Source organism: Aeromonas sp. L_1B5_3, assembly GCF_963866575.1.
Classification (GTDB): domain Bacteria; phylum Pseudomonadota; class Gammaproteobacteria; order Enterobacterales; family Aeromonadaceae; genus Aeromonas; species Aeromonas jandaei.
On the sequence record NZ_CAWMDN010000114.1, the window covers coordinates 43,873 to 64,685 of the forward strand.

22 protein-coding genes are annotated in these 20,813 nt (G+C 53.1%); 13 read left to right on the forward strand and 9 right to left on the reverse strand.

Annotation, left to right across the window (positions count from 1 at the left end; genetic code table 11):
* Positions 1-11 precede the first annotated feature (11 nt).
* Together uup and rmf are read left to right on the forward strand one after the other, a co-directional pair.
* Entirely contained in the window at positions 12-1,925 is a 1,914-nt protein-coding gene (gene uup / locus AACR93_RS11000) for an ATP-binding cassette ATPase Uup (protein ID WP_043850795.1), read from the forward strand.
* A 158-nt stretch (positions 1,926-2,083) separates the two neighbouring features.
* A complete protein-coding gene (rmf, locus tag AACR93_RS11005; RefSeq protein WP_005315693.1) occupies positions 2,084-2,263 on the forward strand; it encodes a ribosome modulation factor in 180 nt (59 codons plus the stop codon).
* A gap of 87 nt (positions 2,264-2,350) precedes the next feature.
* Here the strand turns inward: rmf and fabA are convergent, their stop codons facing one another.
* The 3 genes from fabA to AACR93_RS11020 form a co-directional block, all read right to left on the reverse strand.
* On the reverse strand, positions 2,351-2,911 hold the full coding sequence (gene fabA, locus AACR93_RS11010; protein WP_033113552.1) for a 3-hydroxyacyl-[acyl-carrier-protein] dehydratase FabA: 561 nt from the start codon (positions 2,909-2,911) through the stop codon (positions 2,351-2,353).
* Between the two features lie 76 nt (positions 2,912-2,987).
* Positions 2,988-4,964, reverse strand: a complete 1,977-nt coding sequence (locus AACR93_RS11015) for a Lon protease family protein (RefSeq protein ID WP_033113553.1) — start codon at positions 4,962-4,964, stop codon at positions 2,988-2,990.
* A gap of 49 nt (positions 4,965-5,013) precedes the next feature.
* Positions 5,014-5,406 (reverse strand): helix-turn-helix domain-containing protein, encoded by a 393-nt coding sequence (locus AACR93_RS11020; RefSeq protein WP_043850796.1) that lies wholly within the window; start codon positions 5,404-5,406, stop codon positions 5,014-5,016.
* Positions 5,407-5,530: 124 nt separating this feature from the next.
* On the opposite strand from AACR93_RS11020, the gene AACR93_RS11025 reads away from it, so the two are divergent.
* The 8 genes from AACR93_RS11025 (at position 5,531) to AACR93_RS11060 (ending at position 12,402) form a co-directional block, all read left to right on the forward strand.
* A complete protein-coding gene (locus AACR93_RS11025) occupies positions 5,531-5,782 on the forward strand; it encodes a hypothetical protein (RefSeq protein ID WP_043850797.1) in 252 nt (83 codons plus the stop codon).
* On the forward strand, positions 5,769-7,241 hold the full coding sequence (locus AACR93_RS11030; protein WP_043850798.1) for a replication initiation factor domain-containing protein: 1,473 nt from the start codon (positions 5,769-5,771) through the stop codon (positions 7,239-7,241). The genes AACR93_RS11025 and AACR93_RS11030 overlap by 14 nt, the downstream gene beginning before the upstream one ends.
* 27 nt (positions 7,242-7,268) lie before the next feature.
* A complete protein-coding gene (locus AACR93_RS11035; RefSeq protein ID WP_031227589.1) occupies positions 7,269-7,589 on the forward strand; it encodes a hypothetical protein in 321 nt (106 codons plus the stop codon).
* Positions 7,590-7,887: 298 nt separating this feature from the next.
* Positions 7,888-8,109 (forward strand): hypothetical protein, encoded by a 222-nt coding sequence (locus AACR93_RS11040; protein ID WP_043850799.1) that lies wholly within the window; start codon positions 7,888-7,890, stop codon positions 8,107-8,109.
* A 111-nt stretch (positions 8,110-8,220) separates the two neighbouring features.
* A complete protein-coding gene (locus AACR93_RS11045; protein WP_156152943.1) occupies positions 8,221-9,558 on the forward strand; it encodes a hypothetical protein in 1,338 nt (445 codons plus the stop codon).
* A gap of 3 nt (positions 9,559-9,561) precedes the next feature.
* Entirely contained in the window at positions 9,562-9,876 is a 315-nt protein-coding gene (locus AACR93_RS11050; protein ID WP_043850800.1) for a DUF2523 family protein, read from the forward strand.
* Positions 9,877-11,079, forward strand: coding sequence for a zonular occludens toxin family protein (locus tag AACR93_RS11055; RefSeq protein ID WP_082044097.1), 1,203 nt, complete (start codon positions 9,877-9,879; stop codon positions 11,077-11,079).
* A 420-nt stretch (positions 11,080-11,499) separates the two neighbouring features.
* The gene (locus tag AACR93_RS11060; RefSeq protein ID WP_043850801.1) at positions 11,500-12,402 is read left to right on the forward strand and encodes a hypothetical protein; all 903 of its coding nucleotides are present in this window, start codon (positions 11,500-11,502) and stop codon (positions 12,400-12,402) included.
* 412 nt (positions 12,403-12,814) lie between these two features.
* On the opposite strand, the gene AACR93_RS11065 is transcribed toward AACR93_RS11060, so the two are convergent.
* The gene (locus AACR93_RS11065) at positions 12,815-13,723 is read right to left on the reverse strand and encodes a DUF2971 domain-containing protein (RefSeq protein ID WP_082044098.1); all 909 of its coding nucleotides are present in this window, start codon (positions 13,721-13,723) and stop codon (positions 12,815-12,817) included.
* A gap of 360 nt (positions 13,724-14,083) precedes the next feature.
* Entirely contained in the window at positions 14,084-14,434 is a 351-nt protein-coding gene (locus AACR93_RS11070; protein WP_043850803.1) for a DUF3653 domain-containing protein, read from the reverse strand.
* Between the two features lie 115 nt (positions 14,435-14,549).
* On the opposite strand from AACR93_RS11070, the gene AACR93_RS11075 reads away from it, so the two are divergent.
* Together AACR93_RS11075 and AACR93_RS11080 are read left to right on the forward strand one after the other, a co-directional pair.
* Positions 14,550-14,774, forward strand: a complete 225-nt coding sequence (locus tag AACR93_RS11075) for a helix-turn-helix domain-containing transcriptional regulator (protein WP_043850804.1) — start codon at positions 14,550-14,552, stop codon at positions 14,772-14,774.
* 89 nt (positions 14,775-14,863) lie between these two features.
* Entirely contained in the window at positions 14,864-15,106 is a 243-nt protein-coding gene (locus tag AACR93_RS11080; protein WP_043850805.1) for a YodC family protein, read from the forward strand.
* 89 nt (positions 15,107-15,195) lie between these two features.
* On the opposite strand, the gene AACR93_RS11085 is transcribed toward AACR93_RS11080, so the two are convergent.
* From AACR93_RS11085 to AACR93_RS11095, 3 genes are all read right to left on the reverse strand, one after another.
* Positions 15,196-15,582 carry a hypothetical protein gene (locus AACR93_RS11085; protein WP_156152944.1) on the reverse strand — a complete coding sequence of 129 codons (387 nt, stop codon included), beginning with the start codon at positions 15,580-15,582 and terminating at the stop codon, positions 15,196-15,198.
* Between the two features lie 102 nt (positions 15,583-15,684).
* On the reverse strand, positions 15,685-16,932 hold the full coding sequence (locus AACR93_RS11090) for a tyrosine-type recombinase/integrase (protein WP_442853471.1): 1,248 nt from the start codon (positions 16,930-16,932) through the stop codon (positions 15,685-15,687).
* 286 nt (positions 16,933-17,218) lie between these two features.
* Entirely contained in the window at positions 17,219-17,521 is a 303-nt protein-coding gene (locus AACR93_RS11095) for a YebG family protein (RefSeq protein WP_043850931.1), read from the reverse strand.
* 169 nt (positions 17,522-17,690) lie between these two features.
* Between AACR93_RS11095 and AACR93_RS11100 the strand changes: the two genes are divergently transcribed.
* Positions 17,691-18,566 (forward strand): esterase/lipase family protein, encoded by an 876-nt coding sequence (locus AACR93_RS11100; RefSeq protein ID WP_043850807.1) that lies wholly within the window; start codon positions 17,691-17,693, stop codon positions 18,564-18,566.
* Between the two features lie 85 nt (positions 18,567-18,651).
* Here AACR93_RS11100 and AACR93_RS11105 read toward each other — a convergent pair whose 3' ends face one another.
* Positions 18,652-20,625, reverse strand: coding sequence for an SDR family oxidoreductase (locus AACR93_RS11105; RefSeq protein WP_043850808.1), 1,974 nt, complete (start codon positions 20,623-20,625; stop codon positions 18,652-18,654).
* Between the last annotated feature and the right edge of the window lie 188 nt (positions 20,626-20,813).

Consider the following 20,813-nt stretch of genomic DNA (forward strand, 5'->3'; position numbering starts at 1 on the left):
AAGGAACGAACATGGCTCTTTTAACATTGCACGGCGGGTGTCTGTCGTTCAGTGATTTTCCGTTGCTCGACAAGGCCGAGCTGACCATCGAGCGAGGCGAGCGCCTCTGTCTGGTGGGCCGCAACGGGGCGGGCAAGTCCACCCTGATGAAGGTTATTGCAGGCGAATTGCCGCTCGATGATGGCCGTCTGGTGTTGCAGCAGGATCTGAAAGTGACTCGTCTTGAGCAGGATCCGCCCACCTCGAGCGAGCTCACCGTGTTTGATTACGCCGCCGAAGGGCTGGCCGGCGTCGGTGAGCTCCTCAAGCAGTATCACCACGTCTCCATGGCGCTGGCGAGTGACCCGTCCGATGCCAACATTCGCAAGATGAGCCAGCTGCAGGAGCAGCTTGATTATCAGAATGGCTGGCAGTACGAGACCCGTATCAATCAGGTGCTGACCCTGCTTGGTCTTGATCCTGACGTGACCCTCGACAGTCTCTCTGGTGGCTGGCTGCGCAAGGTGGCGTTGGCCCGTGCATTGGCATGCGATCCCGATCTGCTGCTGTTGGACGAACCGACCAACCACCTGGATATCGAGGCCATCAACTGGCTGGAAGAGTTCCTCAAGGATTTCCGTGGTGCCATCGTGTTTATCTCCCACGACCGTGAGTTTATCCACAAGCTGGCGACCCGGATCATCGATCTGGATCGCGGCGTGATCACCTCCTGGCCGGGTAACTATGATGAGTACCAGCAGGGCAAAGAGGAGTGGTTACGGGTCGAAGAGCTGAAAAATGCCGAGTTCGATCGCAAGCTGGCTCAGGAGGAGGTGTGGGTACGCCAGGGGATCAAGGCGCGCCGCACCCGTAATGAGGGGCGAGTGCGCGCCCTCAAGGCGATGCGCATGGAGCGTACCCAGCGTCGCGAGCTGCAGGGTAAAGCCAAGTTGCAACTCGACGAGGCGAGCCGCTCCGGCAAGCTTGTATTCGAGGCGGAAGGGCTGGGGCTCGACTTTGGTGATCGCACCCTGTTCGAGGGGCTGGATCTGCAGGTGCTGCGTGGCGACAAGATTGCGCTGGTTGGCCCCAACGGATGCGGCAAGTCGACCCTGATCAAGCTGTTGCTGGGCCAGCTAGATGCCACTCGTGGCTCGGTACGTCAGGGCACCAATCTGGAAGTGGCCTACTTCGATCAGTACCGCGAACAACTCGATCCCGAGCAGACGGTGGTGGACAACGTCGGGGAGGGCAAGCAGGAGGTGATGGTGCGCGGTCGCTCCCGCCACATCCTCGGCTACCTGCAGGACTTCCTGTTCGAGCCCAAGCGGGCCAGAACGCCGGTCAAGGCGCTCTCTGGCGGTGAGAAAAACCGTCTGCTGCTGGCCAAGCTGTTCCTTAAACCCAGCAACCTGCTGATCCTCGATGAACCGACCAACGATCTCGACGTCGAGACTCTGGAGCTGCTGGAAGAGCTGCTAGCGGACTATCCGGGCACTCTGCTGCTGGTAAGTCATGACCGTCGCTTTATCGACAATACGGTAACCGGTTGCTGGCTGTTTGAGGGGGATGGCCGCATCAGCGACTACGTGGGCGGCTATGCCGACATGATGGCGACCCGCGAGCAGCAGCGTGTTCAGCAACAGACCAAGAGCACACCGGTCAAGGCGCCAGAGTCGGTCGTTGCCGTTGCGCCCGAAGCGCCGAAGAAAGGCAAAAAACTCTCCTACAAGCTGCAGCTTGAACTGGATGGTCTGCCGGCGCGTCTTGAGCAGCTGGAAGCCGAACTTGACGCGCTGCAAGGAGAGATCAACCAGCCCGGTTTCTTCTCCCTGCCAAGCGAGCAGACCCAGCCCAAACTGGCCGCATTGAGTGCCGCTGAGACCGCGCTGGAGGAGGCATTTGCTCGTTGGGAAGAGCTGGAAGGACTCAAAAATCAGGAATAAGTTTCCTGTAATTTAAATTTAATTGAGTTCAGTGCCTTATGTCACAGAGGGGGGTTAGCATGGAAATTTTTGTTTGACCCTCCCTCCCTGCTGGGGTAAAGATGAAAGCGACCGATGAAGAATTGGTCGCTTTTTTTGTTCCACGAAGAGGGTCGTAGATGATGAAGAGACAGAAACGGGACCGTCTGGAAAGAGCTCGTGCTCGTGGTTATCAGGCTGGCGTGGTCGGCAAACAGAAAGAAGCGTGTCCGTATCAATGTCTGGATGCCCGTGGGCACTGGCTTGGTGGTTGGCGAGATGCCATGGAAGGGCGGGGCTCAGGCCTCTTCATGAAGTAAGTTACTTCATTACACTCATTATAAAAGGAAAGGGGCCGTTGTGGCCCCTTTGCGTTGTGGCTTTCGCCACATTCAGGTTCGCATCAATCAGAATGCGGTGGTGTCCTGGAACAGGCCCACTTTCAGGTCGGTTGCGCTGTAGATGGGGCGACCGTCAACTTCAACGACACCATCGGCAATGCCCATCACCAGTTTGCGATTGATGACCCGCTTGAAGGTGATCTTGTAGGTCACTTTCTTGGCGGTCGGCAGGATCTGGCCGGTAAATTTCACTTCACCGACACCCAGCGCACGGCCTTTGCCCGGGCCGCCTTTCCAGCCGAGGAAGAAGCCAACCAGCTGCCACATGGCATCCAGACCGAGACAGCCAGGCATCACGGGATCACCCGGGAAGTGGCAATCGAAGAACCAGAGATCGGGGGTAATGTCGAGCTCTGCCAGGATCTCGCCCTTGCCGTGCTCGCCACCGTTGTCATTGATCTTGACGATGCGATCCATCATCAACATGTTGGGGGCGGGCAGCTGACTGTTACCCTCACCAAAGAGTTCGCCACGGCTGCAAGCCAGCAGCTCTTCACGGGTAAAAGAGTTCTTGCCCTGTTCACACAGGGAAAGGCGGGCTTCCAGGGTCGAATTGTCTACGGTCACGCTGAGTTTCCTTCAAATGAGTAAAGCTGCGCCAATTTAGCGTACAGATGTGCGCTAAACAACTCCGATCACTTCATTAGCGGCCAAACAGCCGATCAAGAAGGGCGCGTAGCAGCCCGACTTTCGCCGTGCTGCCGTTCAGCTCATCCAGTCGCTCCTGAATGCGGCCGAACAGGGTATCGGGCATGTCAGGTTCACCCGCCACACAGCCAGTCAAGAGCTCGATGGCCTCTTCCACATGATCCACGGGGTGGATATGGAACTGGCCCGCTTCGACGGCGGCGATCACCTCATCAGAGAGGTTGAGCTGCTGGGCGTTGGTGCCGGGCAGCAGGATGCCTTGCTTGCCGGTCAGACCGTGGATCTTGCACACCCGGAAGAAGCCTTCGATCTTCTCGTTGACGCCGCCAACGGCCTGCACATTGCCAAACTGGTCGACTGCACCCGTTACCGCAAAGTGCTGATAAATGGGCTGGCGGGCGAGGGCAGAGAGCAGGGCACACAGACCGGTCAGCGAGGCGCTGTCGCCATCAATTTCGTGATAGGACTGCTCGAACACCAGATTGGCGGAGAGAGGAGAGGGGTTCTCGGCACCAAACTTGTTAGAGAGGTAGCCGTGAATGATCATCATCGCCTTGGCATGGATGTGGCCGGCCAGCTCTGCCTTGCGTTCGATATCCGCCACGTCGCCATCACCCAGATGAACGGTGGCGGTCAGACGTACCGGTTCACCGAAGTCATATGGGTGACCGGAGACCTGAATGACGGAGAGACCATTAATTTGGCCAATCTCTTCACCATCGGTCTGCAGCAGGATCTGCCCATCGATAACCCCCTGATCGGACTGTTCGACCAGATAGTTGAGGCGGTAATCCTGCTCCTCAAGCGCGCCGCGGATATGCTCGTCGGTGACGACGTCAGCTTCCAGTTCGCGTGCCAGACTATCAGCCATCCGCATGATGGCGGAGAGCTGCACCTCGGAGAGGGAGAGCCACTCCTGATGATCGCACAGACGGCTGGCGTGACGGCATAGCGCGGCGAGGGCGGCAGGAGTGAAATCCAGCAGTTCCCAACGTTCGCGCAGCCAGGCGAGATATTGCAAAAACTCCTGCAGATCTTCTTCGATGTTCACTTCAGAGACTAGGTCTGCGCGCAGGAAGATACGCTCGGACATATCCCGATCCAGCATCTGGAACTCGGCCACATCGAGACGATCACCCACCAGAATGAGCTTGAGCTTGATGGGGGTCGCTTCCGGCGTGAAGAAGGGGGTCAGCGTCTTGCCTTCCTGATAGGCGTTCCAGTCCAGCTCGCCTTTTTGCATGGCGTTTTTGAGCTTGAACCAGAGGTGGGGCTGATCGAGCAGTTCATCCAGTTGCAGGATCAGATAACCGCCGTTGGCCTGACGTAGCAAACCGGGCTCCAATAGGTGCTGGTTGGCATAGACGGAGCCTTGCTCGGTCTGGTAGTTGATGGAGCCAAACAAAGTATCCCAGTTGAGGTCACGGCCGTAGATCACCGGCGCTTCCTGCTCTTCGTGATGAATGAGCAGATTGATCAGCACCGGATGCTGGAATTCCAGACCCAGCGCAACATGAGCGGCCAGATCGGAGAGGAAGTCATCGATCTTGGGATCGTTGTTCTGCTTGCGCATGATGCGGGTCACCAGACGCTCGGCATCAAGGTGGTGGCTCATCAGCTTGAGCAATTCGCCAACCATCTCGCAGAACTCGATACCAGTGCCTGGTTGCAGGCGCAGCCAGATCGGTTTAAAGGGGTTGTTGAGGTTCTCGGTGTAGCAGAGGTCGAACAGATCGCCATCCTTGCCGTTGGAGGCGGCAATCAGGGTACGGCAGACATCTTCGTAATCGGCGCCGGGGAACCCGTTGAGCAGCATGACCGGGCAGTCACCATCAAAACTGGCTAACCGTTTGATGGCAGAAATGGCTCTGGGTTGCAGCGCAGCAAACGGAATGGGTTCTAGCTCGCTGAGGGTTGGAAACTGTTCAATCGCAAAAGCAGGTTTTAATTGTTCTGATGTTAATTCAGCCACTTAAGACATCCGGTCGGAGAGAGGATCAATTGTTGCCATTATACACAGTTCACTTAGTGGGAACAGAAAACAAGATATCGCATTTAACATAATATGTATTATGCGCAGTCATGTCAGTCCCGTGGCTAGGGGTCAGGAACATAGCAACCGCAAGGGCTACAGCCGTGCCTGTACCTTTTGTGTACTTCGCTAAAATGTCATACCAAGCGCGTTTTAGCTCTGGATCTGTCTCCCTGACAGCGGCCAGATTTAGCAGCACTTCTTGCACGTCCAAGCCGATTTCCTCGGCAATCTTTTTTGCTGTTGCATCAGTGAGTTGCACCTTACCAGTGGTCAAACTGGAGATGTGCGATTTGGTAAAACCAAGCTCAGCGGCGACTTGCTGATATTGGGTGAGCTTTTTGGTTCTCATGTACGCCTGAATCAGGGCTTTTGAGTCCATTTTGCTGTTTCCTCGCTTGCTTCAGTGGGCATATCACACACTTATTTGGGCTAAAAGTCACCCGTTGTTAGTTAGATTTAGATCTGATTCAATCCAGTCAGTTCATAATAAATCTTATCTACCTATGACCCACTTTAGCCCACAAAACCTTGATCTGCCTGCTCTCATTGAGCGCAAGGTCTATTGGCAGGCTGAGCCGACTGGCGATTACTCCGCCTGCATCGCGGGTCAGGTCGAGATGTTCCGCGACCTGCACGAGCTGCGGGTCTATCTGTCCATGACGTACCCCGATACCGTCTTTGAACTGGTCGAGGTCACTGAGGACACATGGCAAGGGTTCTATGATCAGGGAGTCTTTTTCGATGACTGGTCATAACTCTGTAATGCCGATAAATAGCGTTATCGGCAACAAAACCCTGATCGATTATCTGTCCTTCACCTGGGCACCGGACGAACTGCGCCGGATGACCGAGCTTGCCAAGCAAGGCGCACTGCTCAAAGCCATTCCGCGCTTTGACACCCAGAACAAAGCCATCCAGGCTGCGTTCGCGGCGCCTGCTGTCGAGGGCCTGCGCTATCTGTGGAAGCGTCCCAGCGGGTTCAATCCCCTCGCCCGCTTCGACAAGGTGACAGAGCGCCTCTGTGACAAGGCCGCGCCCTTGCCCTTGGTCAAGGCGCCCTCCCCTGTATGCACTCCCTCTATGACCGAAATGATGGAGCAGGCGCTCCACTCCGGCTATAAGTCCCGCGCAGACATGCGCAAGGAGCTGAAAGCCGTCTGCTCTACCCTGCTGGAGTTCTCCCAGTTTGAGGTGGTCGAGGGTGCCAAGTATTGGGAAGCCTACAACGACTTGATCGACAGCTACGGGGTGCAGTTTCTCGATGCCCTGTGCTGCGCCGAGATCGAGTTGTGGCTGGAAGAACTCAATAACAAGATCGGGGTGCCCATCCCTGCCCCGCGTTTCTCTATGCGCCCTCGCCGTTCCGGTTTGCACGGTTACGCCAACTCGGCCGACCTGCTCTGTGATGGTCTGCCCTGCGGCCTGATTGGCTGGGGTGCTGCCAACCATGGTTGCATGGTCAGTTTTTCCGGCGTGGGTTGTGCAGCCCTCGATTTCCAAGCTTTGCACAACGTTATCTCTCACATTCCAGCCGTCCGTATCACTCGGGTGGATTTGGCGCTCGATGACTACAGCGGCGAGGTGATCTCCTATCAGGGAGCGATTGCCGGCGCCGAGGCTGGCGAGTTTCATCCAGAACGGGGCCGCGCTCCGTCATGGATGAAAATCGAATCGGGCGAGTTTGTGATTGCCGAAGTCTCCAAGGGTATCGCCAAGCGGTACGGCATGGCGCCGACCAAGGGTTGCTCTTTCTATGTGGGCAGCCGGATCAACGGTAAGTGCGCTCGGATATATGAGAAAGGAAAACAGATGCAGTCGGCAGAATACCCAAACTGGGTTCGCGCCGAAGGCGAGTTGCATAATAAAGACCGGATTATCCCGCTCGATGTGCTGATCAATCCCGACCCGTATTTTGCGGGGATGTATCCGCAATTTTCAAAATGGCTGGATGAAGTCAAACAGGCCGATATTACTCCGGTTCGTGTGACCACCTTTAAAAACAAATTCAAGACCAGTCGGGACAACGCTGTTTTTAATATGTCTCGGATGGCAGGCCGCCTTGTTAATTGGTTAGCAAATATCGAGGGGCTGTCCCCTGCGGTGATTGTTAACCAATTAACAGCGCATCTGGGAGAAGATGATATTCCCGCGCGGTTAAGAATGCCGTTACCTCCCGAGATTATATCGGGAGAACACAATCTAATTTCGACCTGATAATGGTTCTTCAACGAGGTAAATAATATGTCCCTGCTCACTGGTATTTTGGTAACTCGCGTTACTCACGGCTTTGGTGTATCCCGTAAATCCGGCTCTCCGGTGCCTTATGATTTCGCTCAGGTGGAATATCTGGCTCCGGCAAATAACGTCAACAAACCCGAGTGCAATATCACTTCTTGGGGTTATGAAGTCCGCCAACTGGCCCTTCGCAACGATGCCGCCACCATCAAGGAGATGGCCGATTGCCCGAAACTGGTGGCGATTGATCTGGTGCTGGAAGCCGACCCGCAGAACCCGACCCGCAACGTTGTTGTCGGCTACCAAGCCAGCAAAAAACCGGTTTAACCACCGCGCCGCGAGGAGGAGGAGCGAGAGCGCGCAGCGAGCGACGACGAGGGCGCGACCATGCTTTGTCTTGATATCACCGCCGAAGGATATGCCCGTTTATCCGAGGGGGATGCCTGTCACTACGTGCTCCTGACTGCTCAGGAGCATTCAAGACTCACGGATATATCAAACTGGTTTCAGTTCGATATATCCACTGTGGGAATAGCCTTTGGCTCTGGCCTTGCTATCTGGGTCTTAGGCGTAAAACTGGGCGCAATTGCCCGTGTAATTGTTGGTGCAAAACGAGGATAAAATAATGAAAAAAGTATCAGGCTTGTTCCGTAATGCGTGCATTGCGGCTGTGTGTGGTCTGTCTGCCAATGCGGCAATGGCCGAGGGAACTGGTCTTGCTGATGCGGCAGGTAAAGCGATGGATGCCGCCCAGGCTGACGTAACCGCCACCTCTCCGAAGGTGCTGCTGGTTGTCGCACTGGTGACCGCTACTGGTATCGTGATCTCCCTGATCCGTAAAGCCTAAACCATGTCCCTGCTTATCGGGACACTCTGGTTTTTGTTCTTTGTCGAGGGATGGCGAACATCCTTCTCTATTTAAGGCGGCTCCGGTCGCCTTTTTTATATTGGGGGCCATGTGCGCTTAGGTTGGCTTTTACTGTTATTTCCATCGGCGGCATTTGCAATTGCGGGCTGCCCTGTCGGTGTCCAGTTGGGAAACGTGACGATTGCCACTCGGTTGCCTGTCTGCCTTAAATTCGATTCATCACAACTGGGTGGTTGTTTGGTTGATTGCAAGGGCGTGTGTGTGGAATTGCCTTTAGCCAATACCAAGGGGCCAGTAGAGACGACCGGAACGGCCTGTAATTGGACTGAAAATGGCAGTGGTAACGGCGACTCCGACGGCAGCGGCAATACACCGGATGAGGGCAATAATTCGGAAAATGGTGGTTTGCCCAAGGATTGGGATTTCTTTGAACCGGTGATTGGTGATGCAACAGGGACTTCTGTATCCGCATCTATTGCCAAGCTCAATAAAAACCTTGGTAAGAATATTGGTGCGCTTACCCAAAATAACGACATGTTAAATAAGCGGGTAAACGAGATCAGCGGCGATACATCACGCATCGTTAATGCCACGGAACGCGCCAAGGATTTATTACAGGAGATGGCTGATTTCCAGCGCTTTGCCAATTCCAAGCTGGAGGGGATTGAATTGTTCTCCTCTCGCTCGGAAAACTATCTTCAACAAATCGCCATGAAAGCGGGTGGCTCCGGTTCGGGCTCCGGCTCTGGTGGTTCGTCTGCTGGGGATAACTCCAATATTCATGGCGAATTGAAGCAGTTTCATCAGGATATGTTTGGCCCTGACTTTGCCCAGAACAATATGGGCGCCAATATGTATGGCCTCTTGAATGGCTATTCGTATGACATCGGATCGATTAAAGAGAAGATCCACACACTAAACAGTAACTTCAATAACTTCTACTGGAATACGGCACCGGATTTAAGAAATAACAGCATCGAGATGAACCGCAATTTACGCACGATTGCCGAAGCTATCCAGAAAGGCGGAATTGGTACTGGCGGCGGCGGCGGTGACGGTGGCAGCGACATCGATTATGGGAAAATGCCCGGATCTGCGGCTAACCCCTTGGCCGTCAAGCAAGCGACCTACAAGGGGCACTGTGAGGGTGATGGCTGCTTTTTCGATGCACAGAGCCAGCAAAAAGAGCTGGATAAACTCAACAAGTCCCTTACCGACAAATATGCCGATATAGGCAAAGAGGTGAAAGAGCTCTTTAACTTCAACTTGTCCGGCTCTGCTGGGTATATGGAGTGTTTCGACTTTTTCAGTTATGGCGGCAGGGATTTTAAGGTCTGCCCATCATCAAAAGAATATTGGGACATTATCGCGGCACTGATGATGTTCATTTTCTACTTTATCGCGTTCACAATCATATTTAAGAGGTGAGTCATGGAGTGGCTAAGCGACTTCTTTGGGGCGTTCTTCAACGATATTTATCAGCTGGCTGTCCAGTTCGGGGCATGGCTGGCAATCAGAATGGCGGTGCAATGGGTAGAGTTTAAATTGTTTATGCTCTCCTTCTCGTGGGATGTGGCCAAGCAAATATTGGTGAACGTTCATTTTAGCGAGATGGTTTCGCAATCCTTCAACGCCCTCCCCGCACAGTTTCGCGGGATGCTGCTCTATATCCATCTGGATAAGGGGCTGGCCATCCTGACGCAAGCCTTTGTTACCCGCTTCCTGCTGAACATCATGGGGTGGTAAATGTCGATCAAGATCCACCACGGGGCGCCAGGCTCTTACAAATCATCCGGCGCCATTCACACCGATGTGATCCCCGCCATCAAGGCAGGCCGCCACATCATCACCAACGTTCGCGGGTTCACCGCCGAACGCTGCAAAGAGGTACTGGGTAAGGCTGTGCCCGATGAGTTCAAGGTGACTTATATCGACACGGAAGCCCAAGAGGGCCGCGACCACTTGGCCCGCTTCTACCACTGGGCACCGAAGGGGGTGTTCTTTCTGGTCGATGAAGTGCAGCGGATCTTCCCGCCTGCATGGCGCCAGAGCGACCTAGACCGACTCGATTATCCGGGTGGGCCGGAAGTTGCCAAGGCTGACGGGCGACCGGAAACCATAGATGTTGCCTTTGATATGCACCGTCACCACAACTGGGATTTCGTCTTTACCACCCCGAACATCAAGAAGGTTCACGCCGTGATCAGGGCCGCGTCAGAGACGGCGATCAGACACACCAATATGAAGATATTGGGCTTTGGGAAGCGTTACAAAACGGTCTTGCATCTTGCGGACAACAGCGGCGCGTCTATGTCCGATGTTCTGCAGGCCAAGCCATTCAACAAGGTGCCCAACTATGTTTTCAAACTCTACGACTCAACTACAACAGGCCAAGTCACGGATACAATCGCGGGTAGCTCGATTCTGCGTGATCCTAAAATTCTGTTTTTTCTGGGTGTTATTGGATTCTGTCTCTATTTTGGCCTCATCAAGCCGGAATATATTGATAAGCCTAGCAAGGCCCCTGCGCCCTCTCCTGCCGCTGCTGCGACTTCTGGGGCGGTGGGTGCTTCGCCCACTGCTGGGGTACGTCCTAGCGGCGCTCCTGCTGCGTCTGGTGGCGGGGTTCTTTCTGTAGGGCCGTTTGCAGGCCATCGCCTGATCATCAGTTGCCATATCCTGATTAAAGACAACCTCGGCTCTTATCGGGTCGAGTATTGCTTTGCCCTGCGCAAGGGGGACGAGGTTGCGCCCTTGGATGTAGAGGATTGGCCAGAGGAGCTGGCCAGCGTCGATGCGGTGAGCGGCTGCCATGCTGTAGTGAAGTATCAGGGCCAGCCTGTGGACGTGTACTGTGATCCAGAAGGTGACGCTATACGCCGGAAATATAACGCCGCCCTCTTTGCGGGGGCTGATAGCAAGATGAAATCAAGCGATGACCGGACATAAATAACATCCAACTGCGTCACTGCATTGTTTATATTAAATACAGATGTCAATGCTACAAAGAACAGGGGCGGTAGCCCCTACAAGCCGCCCTCTGCTGTCCATTTGACCTCTAAAAGCCTCGCGGCGGAACACGCCCATCTACCCCAGAGACTGGATCACCCCCTTCCCTGCCAAACCGTCTTTAGCTGCCCGAATAGACGAAAAATGCGAGGGTGCTAGCGAAGCGACGCTAACCCGCTGCAAATTTTTCGGGAACCGCAACAGCAGGAGTAATCACTTCCCTGCCCCATCACTCAATAGCGCCGTATCAGTCTGCGGTGCTGGCCGTCATGATAATCAGGCACGCCCTACCTCATTCAAATTTGGTCTCGCCTGTAGCTCATGGCACAATGCCCGCTTAGTTTTTGGTGTGAGGGAAACATGACTCCGGCTCAGATGAAGCAATACGGTAAGGGATTGGGCCTGTGGCAAGACAAGAAGTTGGCCACAGGTGAGCCGATCCAGTACACGAAAAAGGATAACGGTGGCTTCGTGCAACTGGTTAAGAAAGCCGAAGGCAAATGGATTGAATCGGAGAACGAGTGTAAGAAACCGTTCAATCCGATAGAAAATGGCGTATTTGTCTGGACGGAAATTAAAGGTGCCGGACATGCTTTTGTTTCAGTTCATGAAAGCAATAGCCCGTTCGTCTACACCTATGGCCGTTTTGGTCGCGTAGGGAACCCTCGCGGGGCTGTTGGCGATGGCATCCTGAATTTCTTCAAGTATGAAGATGCCAGAGAATATTACCGTGATGAACTTTATAGCAAATCAGCCAGAGTATTTATGATCACTGATGCTGACCCTGCCATTGCCAGAAAATATTTTGAGCGCCTTTGGTCTAATGGTGTACCTGCTGCCCCCACTCCTGATATGGGCGCAATGACAAAGAAAAATGGCCACACCATCGATAGATATGATGTGACAGGAAAAAACTGCACAACACACACCACTGATGGTATTAAAATGGCAGGCTCCTCTGTTTTTAAAGGAGGATACACAACGAATTCTCAAATGCGGATTGATTCGGAAGAGGATTTTGCTGTTCCCGTATCTTTGCAGCGTTATTTAATTAAGAAAAGTTCAGAAAAATCTATGCAGGTAGTAGAGGTGACTGCTGAGTTTAGAAAGCAATATCCGAATACTACCAAGGTTGCTCCTGCACATGATGATTCTTTCCTGAGTACCTTGGCTGAGGTTGCATCAGCTATAGGTAAGCTATCACCTTATTCAGGTGGTTCAGTTGGTGGCGTATTAGGTGGGGTATCTGATGCTATCAAGTAAAGTTAAAACCATCATACGATGGTCTTCTATTGTAATTGTTGGCCTTGGCTATTATGTCTGGCTCGGTCTGGCTTCTTTACCATTTGGTCATATATCAGAGAAAGAGAGTGTTTTACTTTCTGGGCCAATTACCTTAGAGCAGCACCGAGCAATATTGGAAAGCGTTATGGATGCGACCAATACAGTTTACAGCGCTGCGATGTGGGGCTTCTTGGTATGTGTCAGTCTTATATTGCTAATCTATAGCAAGGTTCGATAGAGCTTGATAGGCGGCATAAAGCCGCCCATCTACCCAAGAGACTGGATCACCCCCTTCCCAGCCCCATCACTCAATAGCGCCGTGGTCTGGTAGTCCTATATTGAGAGGTTTGCTGGCAAGCAATGAAAGGAAATATTGATTACAGTTTGACATCTACATGGATGGTGAGTGCAATAGTTCTATTTGTAATTCAAAATGGCTTTTGCTCAACATGCATTCATATATTTTCACGTGACTTAATTTGCTCTCGCTATTTTTTACTTCTTGAATTAATTCATTTTTTTGATTTGTATCAAACTTACAGCCAATGTATATTGAGTCAATTTTTGATGTATCTACTTTTTTAAGGAAAACACCATCTTTGTTATTTGAGTATATTACGGAAAGATCCATCATGCCTTCGCTATTGCCTTCATAAGTCAAATCATCAACCTCTACAAGCTCATAGTGCTCTATCAATTCATTAATGTCGCTCATATCAGCGTATCCATTGAGTAGTTTAAATCGGTCAGCCGTTCTTGTAGCTATTATGCATCTGTGTTCTTTCTCGTACATCCAATCGTTACTCTTTGTTATTAGCTGTTGTCTTATATAGTGGTCTCTTGCCGCGTAGCCATTCATTATCCAGTTACTAGTTACGGCTGGGCGATGTGAGTCATAGTTAACCTTGATAGGAGTATAACTTTCTATGGTTGTGTTGATATTGGCTTCTTTTTTGAATAAATCTGGTTTCAATCCTATGCATAAACCTTTATGCTCATTTGCATAATGGGCCCACATTAACAAATTTCTTGGCGTTTCACTTAAGGCCACTATACCAAACTGATTGATATGATGAGTTGTGCTGTTTGATGCGATCCTTCTCACTAAATCCAAATTAGAATTGAACGTCGGTCTTGAAATAAGGTCTTTTTCCAAAGACTCTAGTATATTGTTTTTAACTGAACCATTAAGCTGTGCCTCAAATGGGTCATTTAATGTCGCTGGTGTAGATAGTCTCAAATAAAGATTTTTAATTGATTCCAACCCAAAGTATTTTGTGTATTTATAATAAATTTCCATATATAGCTCATGAGTGTAACTGTGGCCCCCCGTATAGTAATACGGGGGGAATTCTACTAGCAACACATCCAAGGTATACTGTTGACTTCTTTGATGATAAGGAGGTCTTAGTGCTACTTTTCTACTATGTGAACAAAAATCCCCAGAACAACGGGGATCATGAAGTGCATGTTGCCAGCTGTACCCAGCTGAACAAAGTTAGTGATCCTGCCGCTAACCTAGCTAGTCTCGGCTGGCACGATGACTGCTCTTCAGCTGTGGCAGCAGCAAAGGAACTATATCCTAAGGCTGATGGTTGCTATTACTGCTGCGAAGCCTGTCATACCAGTTAAGAAAGGGGGCTTTTGCCCCCTTCCCTGTTTAGTTAACGCCTAATTTTTTTCTCCAGTAGAAGGCAGCCATCTGCCGTTCGGATCTCTCCGCTTGGATGATAGCTATCGCCTCCAGCCTTCGCCTGTCGTAAGTGACTCCTGTTGGTGATACAAGGCAATCATTCTTCATCCGCCAGCCTTCCCATTCCTTCCAGATAGTAGGCAACTCCCTACCCGAAGCCATACGCATAAGCCGTTTATAAGCAGGTGGGATCTCTTTGCCCTTATCCCAATATGTGACCTGCCTCACAGAAACAAAACAAAGATTGGCCGTCTCTTCAATTGATAAACCGCACTCAAACCAACGAAAAATGAAGTTTTTGGTCAACTCTCGTTCCATCCAAGTAAATACCTGATAAACCAGCAAAATTGCGTGGGTTGGCTTATCGGCAGGTTTCAGATGGGGATTTAACAAAACGTCGCATTATGCGCAATGACGGGTGCAGGAGGACAGAATGAAGAAACCTGAGCAATGGAGCCGTTTTGATGCGGCTGACTGCTTGGCCACTGAGGCCGATATGGTTTCCTATCTGCAGGCAGCTCTTGAAGATGGCGATCCGGCGCTGCTGACTGCGGCGTTTGAAGATGTGGAACGTGCCCGCGCTAAATTGCGCAGTGATGCACTGCCAAACTATACGCTCGAAGAGCTGCTCGCACAGTGCCAGAACTTAAATAATTGAAATGCAATCAATAAGGGATTGAAATCTGAACTGACGCCTCCATATGAGACATAGAGCACTCCGCTCTTTTTCTTTGGATGGAAAGTCTTATGTCTAGATTCGTTGTTGGTGACATTGTTCGTTTAAAAAGTGGCGGCCCGATGATGACGGTTACTGGTCGTAACTACGATGGGCATTGTGTGTGTGCTTGGTTTACTGATAACAAAGAAACACAAACGGTATATCCGGATGATGCCCTCTACTCAAAGGACGAGGTCAATGAGCAAGTTGCGGCAGAGAAAGAAAGAGCCAAGGCCAAGATGGCTGAGCTGGGACGTAAAATGAATGGTTAAAGACTGCTCATGATTGCAGCCTCATTCTTGACGGTCGATGCCGATAACCCCATTTATCGGCATCACTGTGAGAGATAACAAGCCTCTATTCAGCCGGTTCTGCGGCACAACTCCTTCATCAGTCCAGCACATGACGATGAGCCGTCATGAATGCCGGTCTCGGCCAGCTTAAGAAGATCTTCACCCAAGTCAGCAAGACCGGCCATCCGGTTCCCCTGCAGTTTGGCAATGTAGAGGTCGGCCAATTTGGCTAACTGATCCGCCAAAGCCCCCTCGCCCACAACATCTTCTCGCTCAACCAGAAAGTCAGGCGGTGCCTTTTCCTGGTTGAAGTTGTCATCCCAATGATCAGATATACCCCCTCCCCTCGGTCGATATTCTGAAACCACAAATGCCGTATTTTGAGACAAGCGTTCACTATTAAAACGCTTGAGCAATATGTGTATTGGGCTCCCCTTTTCACTGTGGGCAACCATTGCGCTCGCGCCGATTGACAGGAATATGCCGTAAAAATTACGGCACCTTGGTAGTCCTATCTCCGATTTTTACCTCTTGTTATCTCTCATTCGTCTGGGGCTTTATCGCAACCTGTCGAGCGGCTTTTGCTGGGCGCTCTCATGACGTTCGCTCTGGCTGGTGTGCAGGTATTTGGAGGTGGTGTCGATGCTGTCGTGGCCCGCATCGGCTTGTACGTGGGAAAGTGGTCGACCGTTGAGGTTGATGTCATGGGTGATCCCGGTATGGCGAATGGCATGGGGGGTCAGTTGCCGCATTTCGGCACCATCCTGATAAAAGCCGTCCAGCTCGGCCAGCTCGGCCCCCTTGGTTATCACTGCCTGTACCAGTTCGCGCAGCTGACGGATCCCCAGATTGGCATTCAGTTCTCCCTGCTCCCGACCGTGGGCGGCCGCTTTATGACGGATAAAGATCGGGGTCTGCTCGTTGGGTGCCGGCAAGGGCGAGAGTCCCAGAAATGCACGGTAGCGTTCGAGGGCGTGGAGCAGTGCCTGTGAGACGGCGACGGTACGGCGTTTTCCCCCCTTGCTGCTCGGTATGTAGTAACCCCAGACGCCGGTTTTGCTGTCGCGACGAAACTGCCCCATCACGGGAGTAAAGCCGGGCCTGGCCGCCACTTCCGAGATCCGCAGATAACAGGCATACATCAGGATGACGAGAAACCGGCTGCGCTCATGTTGCTCCGGATTATCTTGTGCCAGTGTTTCGGCGGCCTGCAGCACGTAGGACCATTGCAGTTCGCTGAAGGCTTGCACCTGATCGTCAGCCTCCTGTGCAAGGGGCTTTTTCACCCGTTGCAGTAACAGTGCCGGGTTTCTATCCATGTACTCCTCCTGAATGAGGAACTGGAAGAAGGCTGACAGGATAGCGAGCTTGGTCTTCATCGCCGGCTCGCTCAAGCGGTATGGCAGTGGCTGGCCCAGCTCCTTTTTACCAAGAAATGGACGCCACTGGGGATTGGGCAACCGCTCTCCCCACTCTTTGTCCTGCACGAACTGGGCGACGTTGCGATAGGCGATGAGCACCTCCGGTGGTGATTGGCAGTAGTCGAGGTAGCGCATCATGATGCGCCGGGTCAGCGCCTTTGGACTGATGGCAACTTCGCAAAAGCACCAGTGCAAAAAGGTGGTCAACTCGCTGCGGTAGGTCTTGTAGTTGTTCTCGCTATGGCGCTGTTCAAGCAGCCAGTCGACCGCCAGCTCATAAACCAGACCTGCATCAGGCACTGTGTTGAGGCTGAGATTGGCGAGGTAGTGGTTAACCTGAGCATTGCCCTCTTCCAGATAGGTGAGATTGTCAAAGAGCGGCATGGCCGGTGGCAAGGGAATGGGTTGATGAGTCATGGTCTTGCTTGGTTAAAAAAGAAGAGAAATGGCCGGTGGTATCGACCGAAAGACAGGGCCTGGCCCGGTTTGTCAAAGGTGTGATTGGCTGGTTACCAGCCAGAAACAGAAATCTGGCATTGAATTACCTTATGCAATCAATATGCACCTTTGTTAAAAAATCCTCGGGGTAAATAGCCTGGAAAATGGTGATAAATGCAATTTAAGTGAATGATGTTCAAGCCGTTACCCCGATAGGCCACCAAAAAACTGCTTATGCCACCTGTTTGAGCACCTTCTCCTTGCGCTTGGCTGCGGGCTCTTCCTCCTTGTTGCCAGTTGCCGCAACCTTGCCACCACGCAGCAGGTTTTGCAGCTGATCACGCTGCTCGGCGAGGTAAAAAGCCAGACTCTCCTGCTGCTCCGGGGTCATCTCGACAGGGGCGCCGGCAAGTAGTGCCATCAGCTCATCGGCGGTATCCAGCAGTTTGTCATAGGCGTCCGCCTCTTTCTTGCTGGCAAAAGTCATTTTTTCCACTCCCCCACGAACCACAACATATTTGATTTCAACAGCCATGATGGCCTCCTCCTGGTGATGATGAAACAAGTATATGTATGGATATACAGTATTGCAAATATCCTGACACGGTAATCAGGAAGGGCTATGTCGGGGCAAGCGTGACGGGGCCTGCAGGGTAGAAAAGCGTCATTTGACTTCTATGGCTATGTCGCCGGATCATGGGGTCATGACGATCGTACGACACCTGTTTATTCTGCTGATGGTTGAGGTGCTGCTCATTGGGAGCATCGCCCATCTGGTACTGGATTTTTCATGGCTGGTCACTCTGCTGTTCGTGATCCTGGCTCTGCTCACCCTGCGTTGCCTGGTGGTACTCGGTAGCTGGCTATTTACCCGCTTTTACCCCTCCCCGGCCATCGGCATGCCGGCGAGAGTGAAGATGATGGCGCGCGAGATGCTCGCCTATCTCTACACCTTTACCTGGTTGCTCCCCTTCGAGCCGCTGCTGATGGCGCCAGACAGGCTGCCTCCCGGCAGACGGCCGGTACTGCTGGTGCATGGCTATGGTTGCAGCCGCGGCATCTGGCGTACCCAGCGCGCCCGGCTGGAAGCTGCGGGTCATGTGGTGGCCACCATTACCCTGACGCCGCCATTTGGTCATATCGACGAGATGGTGCCGCTGCTGGCCAAGCGAGTTGACGATGTGCTCGCGGCAACCGGTGCCAACCAGCTGGTGCTGATCGGCCACAGCATGGGGGGATTGGTCTGCCGCGACTATCTGGCGGTCCATGGCGGCGACAAGGTGGCAAGCCTTATCACGCTGGCAACGCCCCATCAGGGCAGCCAGCTGGCGATGTTGGGGGTGGGTGCCAATGCGCGGGAGATGGAGCCGGGCTCCGGCTGGTTGCAGCGCTTTGCCTCTGTGCCTCTCTGCGTTCCCGGGATCTCGGTGCGTACCAGCCACGATAACGTAGTGATGCCGCAGGAGCGCCAGCGTCTGGCTGGCATGGAAGATATCGAGCTGGCTGGCATTGGCCACCTCACCTTGCTCTACTCGCGCCGTACCACGGCGCTGCTGCTCACTCTGCTGGCTCGCAATTAAGCCATAAACAATCATTTCAAACTAAAAGAGCGGGCCCGAATGTTCGGGCCCGCTCTGTTTTTATCTTCCTTTCAGCTGCGCTGGCTTAGAAGTGGATCCCCTTGATAAAGGTGGAGACGGCAACCTGATCGGCGGTGGCCTTGGACTTGTCGCCATCCTTGGGATCGGCAAAGGTGTGGAAGCTGGTGTTCATGATGACCTGAGCGACACGCGGAGCCAGAGCATGAACCACCTGACCAAATACCCCGAGGCGAGTGGCCAGACGAACGTGCTTGTTGATGATGGTATCGCATACCAGATCGGCCGCCTCTTCCGGCGTCATCATCGGTACCTGCTCATAGACCTTGGTCGGTGCGACCATCGGCGTTTTCACCAGCGGCATATTGATGATGGAGAAGCTCACCCCTTTATCGGCAAACTCGGAGGCGGCGGTACGCACCCAGGCATCGAGGGCAGATTTGGAGGCAACATAGGCGGAGAAGCGCGGCGCATTGGTCAACACCCCGATGGAGGAGATGTTGATGATGTGCCCTTTTTTCTTCTCGATCATGGTGGGCAGCACCCCCATGATCACCTTGAGTGCACCGAAGTAGTTGAGCTGCATGGTGCGCTCCAGATCGTGGAAGCGATCGAAGGAGTCCTCGATGGAGCGGCGGATGGAGCGGCCGGCATTGTTGACCAGAATATCGACGCCGCCGTGATCGGCCACGATGCGAGCGGTGATCTCCTCGGCCTGCGCCAGATTGGAGAGATCCCCCTGATAGATCTCGATGGTCAGCCCCAGCTCGGCAAACTCGGCCTTAGTCTCGGCAATCTTCTGCTCGTCGCGGGCGATGGTAACGACGTTGGCCCCCGCCCCCGCCAGCTTGCGTGCGGTTGCACGGCCAATGCCGGAGGTGGCCCCGGTCACCAGCACCACCTTGCCCTCTACCCGACCACGGAGGGAGCGATCGATGAAGAGTTCGGGGTCGAGGTGGCGCTCCCAGTAGTCCCACAGCCGCCAGGCGTAGCTGTGCAGCGGCGGCACTTCGATACCGGTCCCTTTCAGTACCCGCTGGGTTTCGCGACTGTCGAAACGGGTGGGATAACTGATAAGGCGGAACACATCCTTGGGCAGACCCAGATCGGCGATGGCGGCATCGCGGATGCGGCGCACCGGCGCCATGGTCATCAGCATGGCGGTCAGGTGGCGGGGAATGAAATTAAAGAGAGAGGCGTTGATGCGGATCGCAGGCTCCGGCGCATGGGCTGCGCGGGAGAAGGTGCTCAGCATATCGCCAACCCGCATCGGGTTGGGGTCGGTCAGATGGAAGGTTTTGTTCTCCTCTCCCTCCTGATGGGCGATATGCACCATGGCATCGACCACAAAGTTGACCGGCACTATGTTGATGCGCCCGCCCTCAACCCCGATGGCCGGCATCCAGGGCGGCAACAGACGGCGCAGCTTCTGGATGGTCTTGAAGAAGTAGTAAGGGCCGTCGATCTTGTCCATCTCGCCGGTATTGGAGTCACCGACAACGATGCCCGGGCGGTAGACCCTCCACGCAATGGTGCACTCGTTGCGCACAATCCCTTCCGCTTCGTGCTTGGTCTGGAAATAAGGCATGTCGAGGTGCTCGGCCTCATCGAACATATCCTCGCGAAACAGACCATCAAAGAGACCGGCGGCAGCAATAGAGCTGCAGTGGTGGAACTGGCGGGCCGCGAGTCGTTCGGCCAGCTGCACGGACTGACGGGTTCCTTCGGTGTTGACCTGCTGCTGGATCCCCGCCTTGGCGTTGAGATCATAGATGGCAGCCAGATGGAAGAAGTGGTCGATCTTGCCGATCAACTGCTCCTGCATCTCGACCGATACCCCCAGCAGCGGTTGCGTCATGTCGCCAAACACCGGGACCGCGCGCGATTCATCCACATTCCAGAATGAGAACAGCTCTGGCAATTTTTCCTGATGAGAAGAGCGCATCAGAAAATAGACGGTACAGTCGGGATGCTGTTGGAATAACTTTTTGATCAATCGACGCCCGATAAAACCACTACCGCCGGTAATGAAATAGTTCATAAAGAGAATCCTGCTACTGATTAGGGTGTTACTAGGTTGTTAGATATATCACGATTCATATGGAAATCCGCAATTTGATTGTCGGTTCGTGAGCAAACCCTAATTTCGGTGGTGTGCCTGTTCCGTTATTAGGTAGAACCCTCTATTTTTTGTCCCTAGACTGAAGTTGAAAAATCAGTAATGCCACA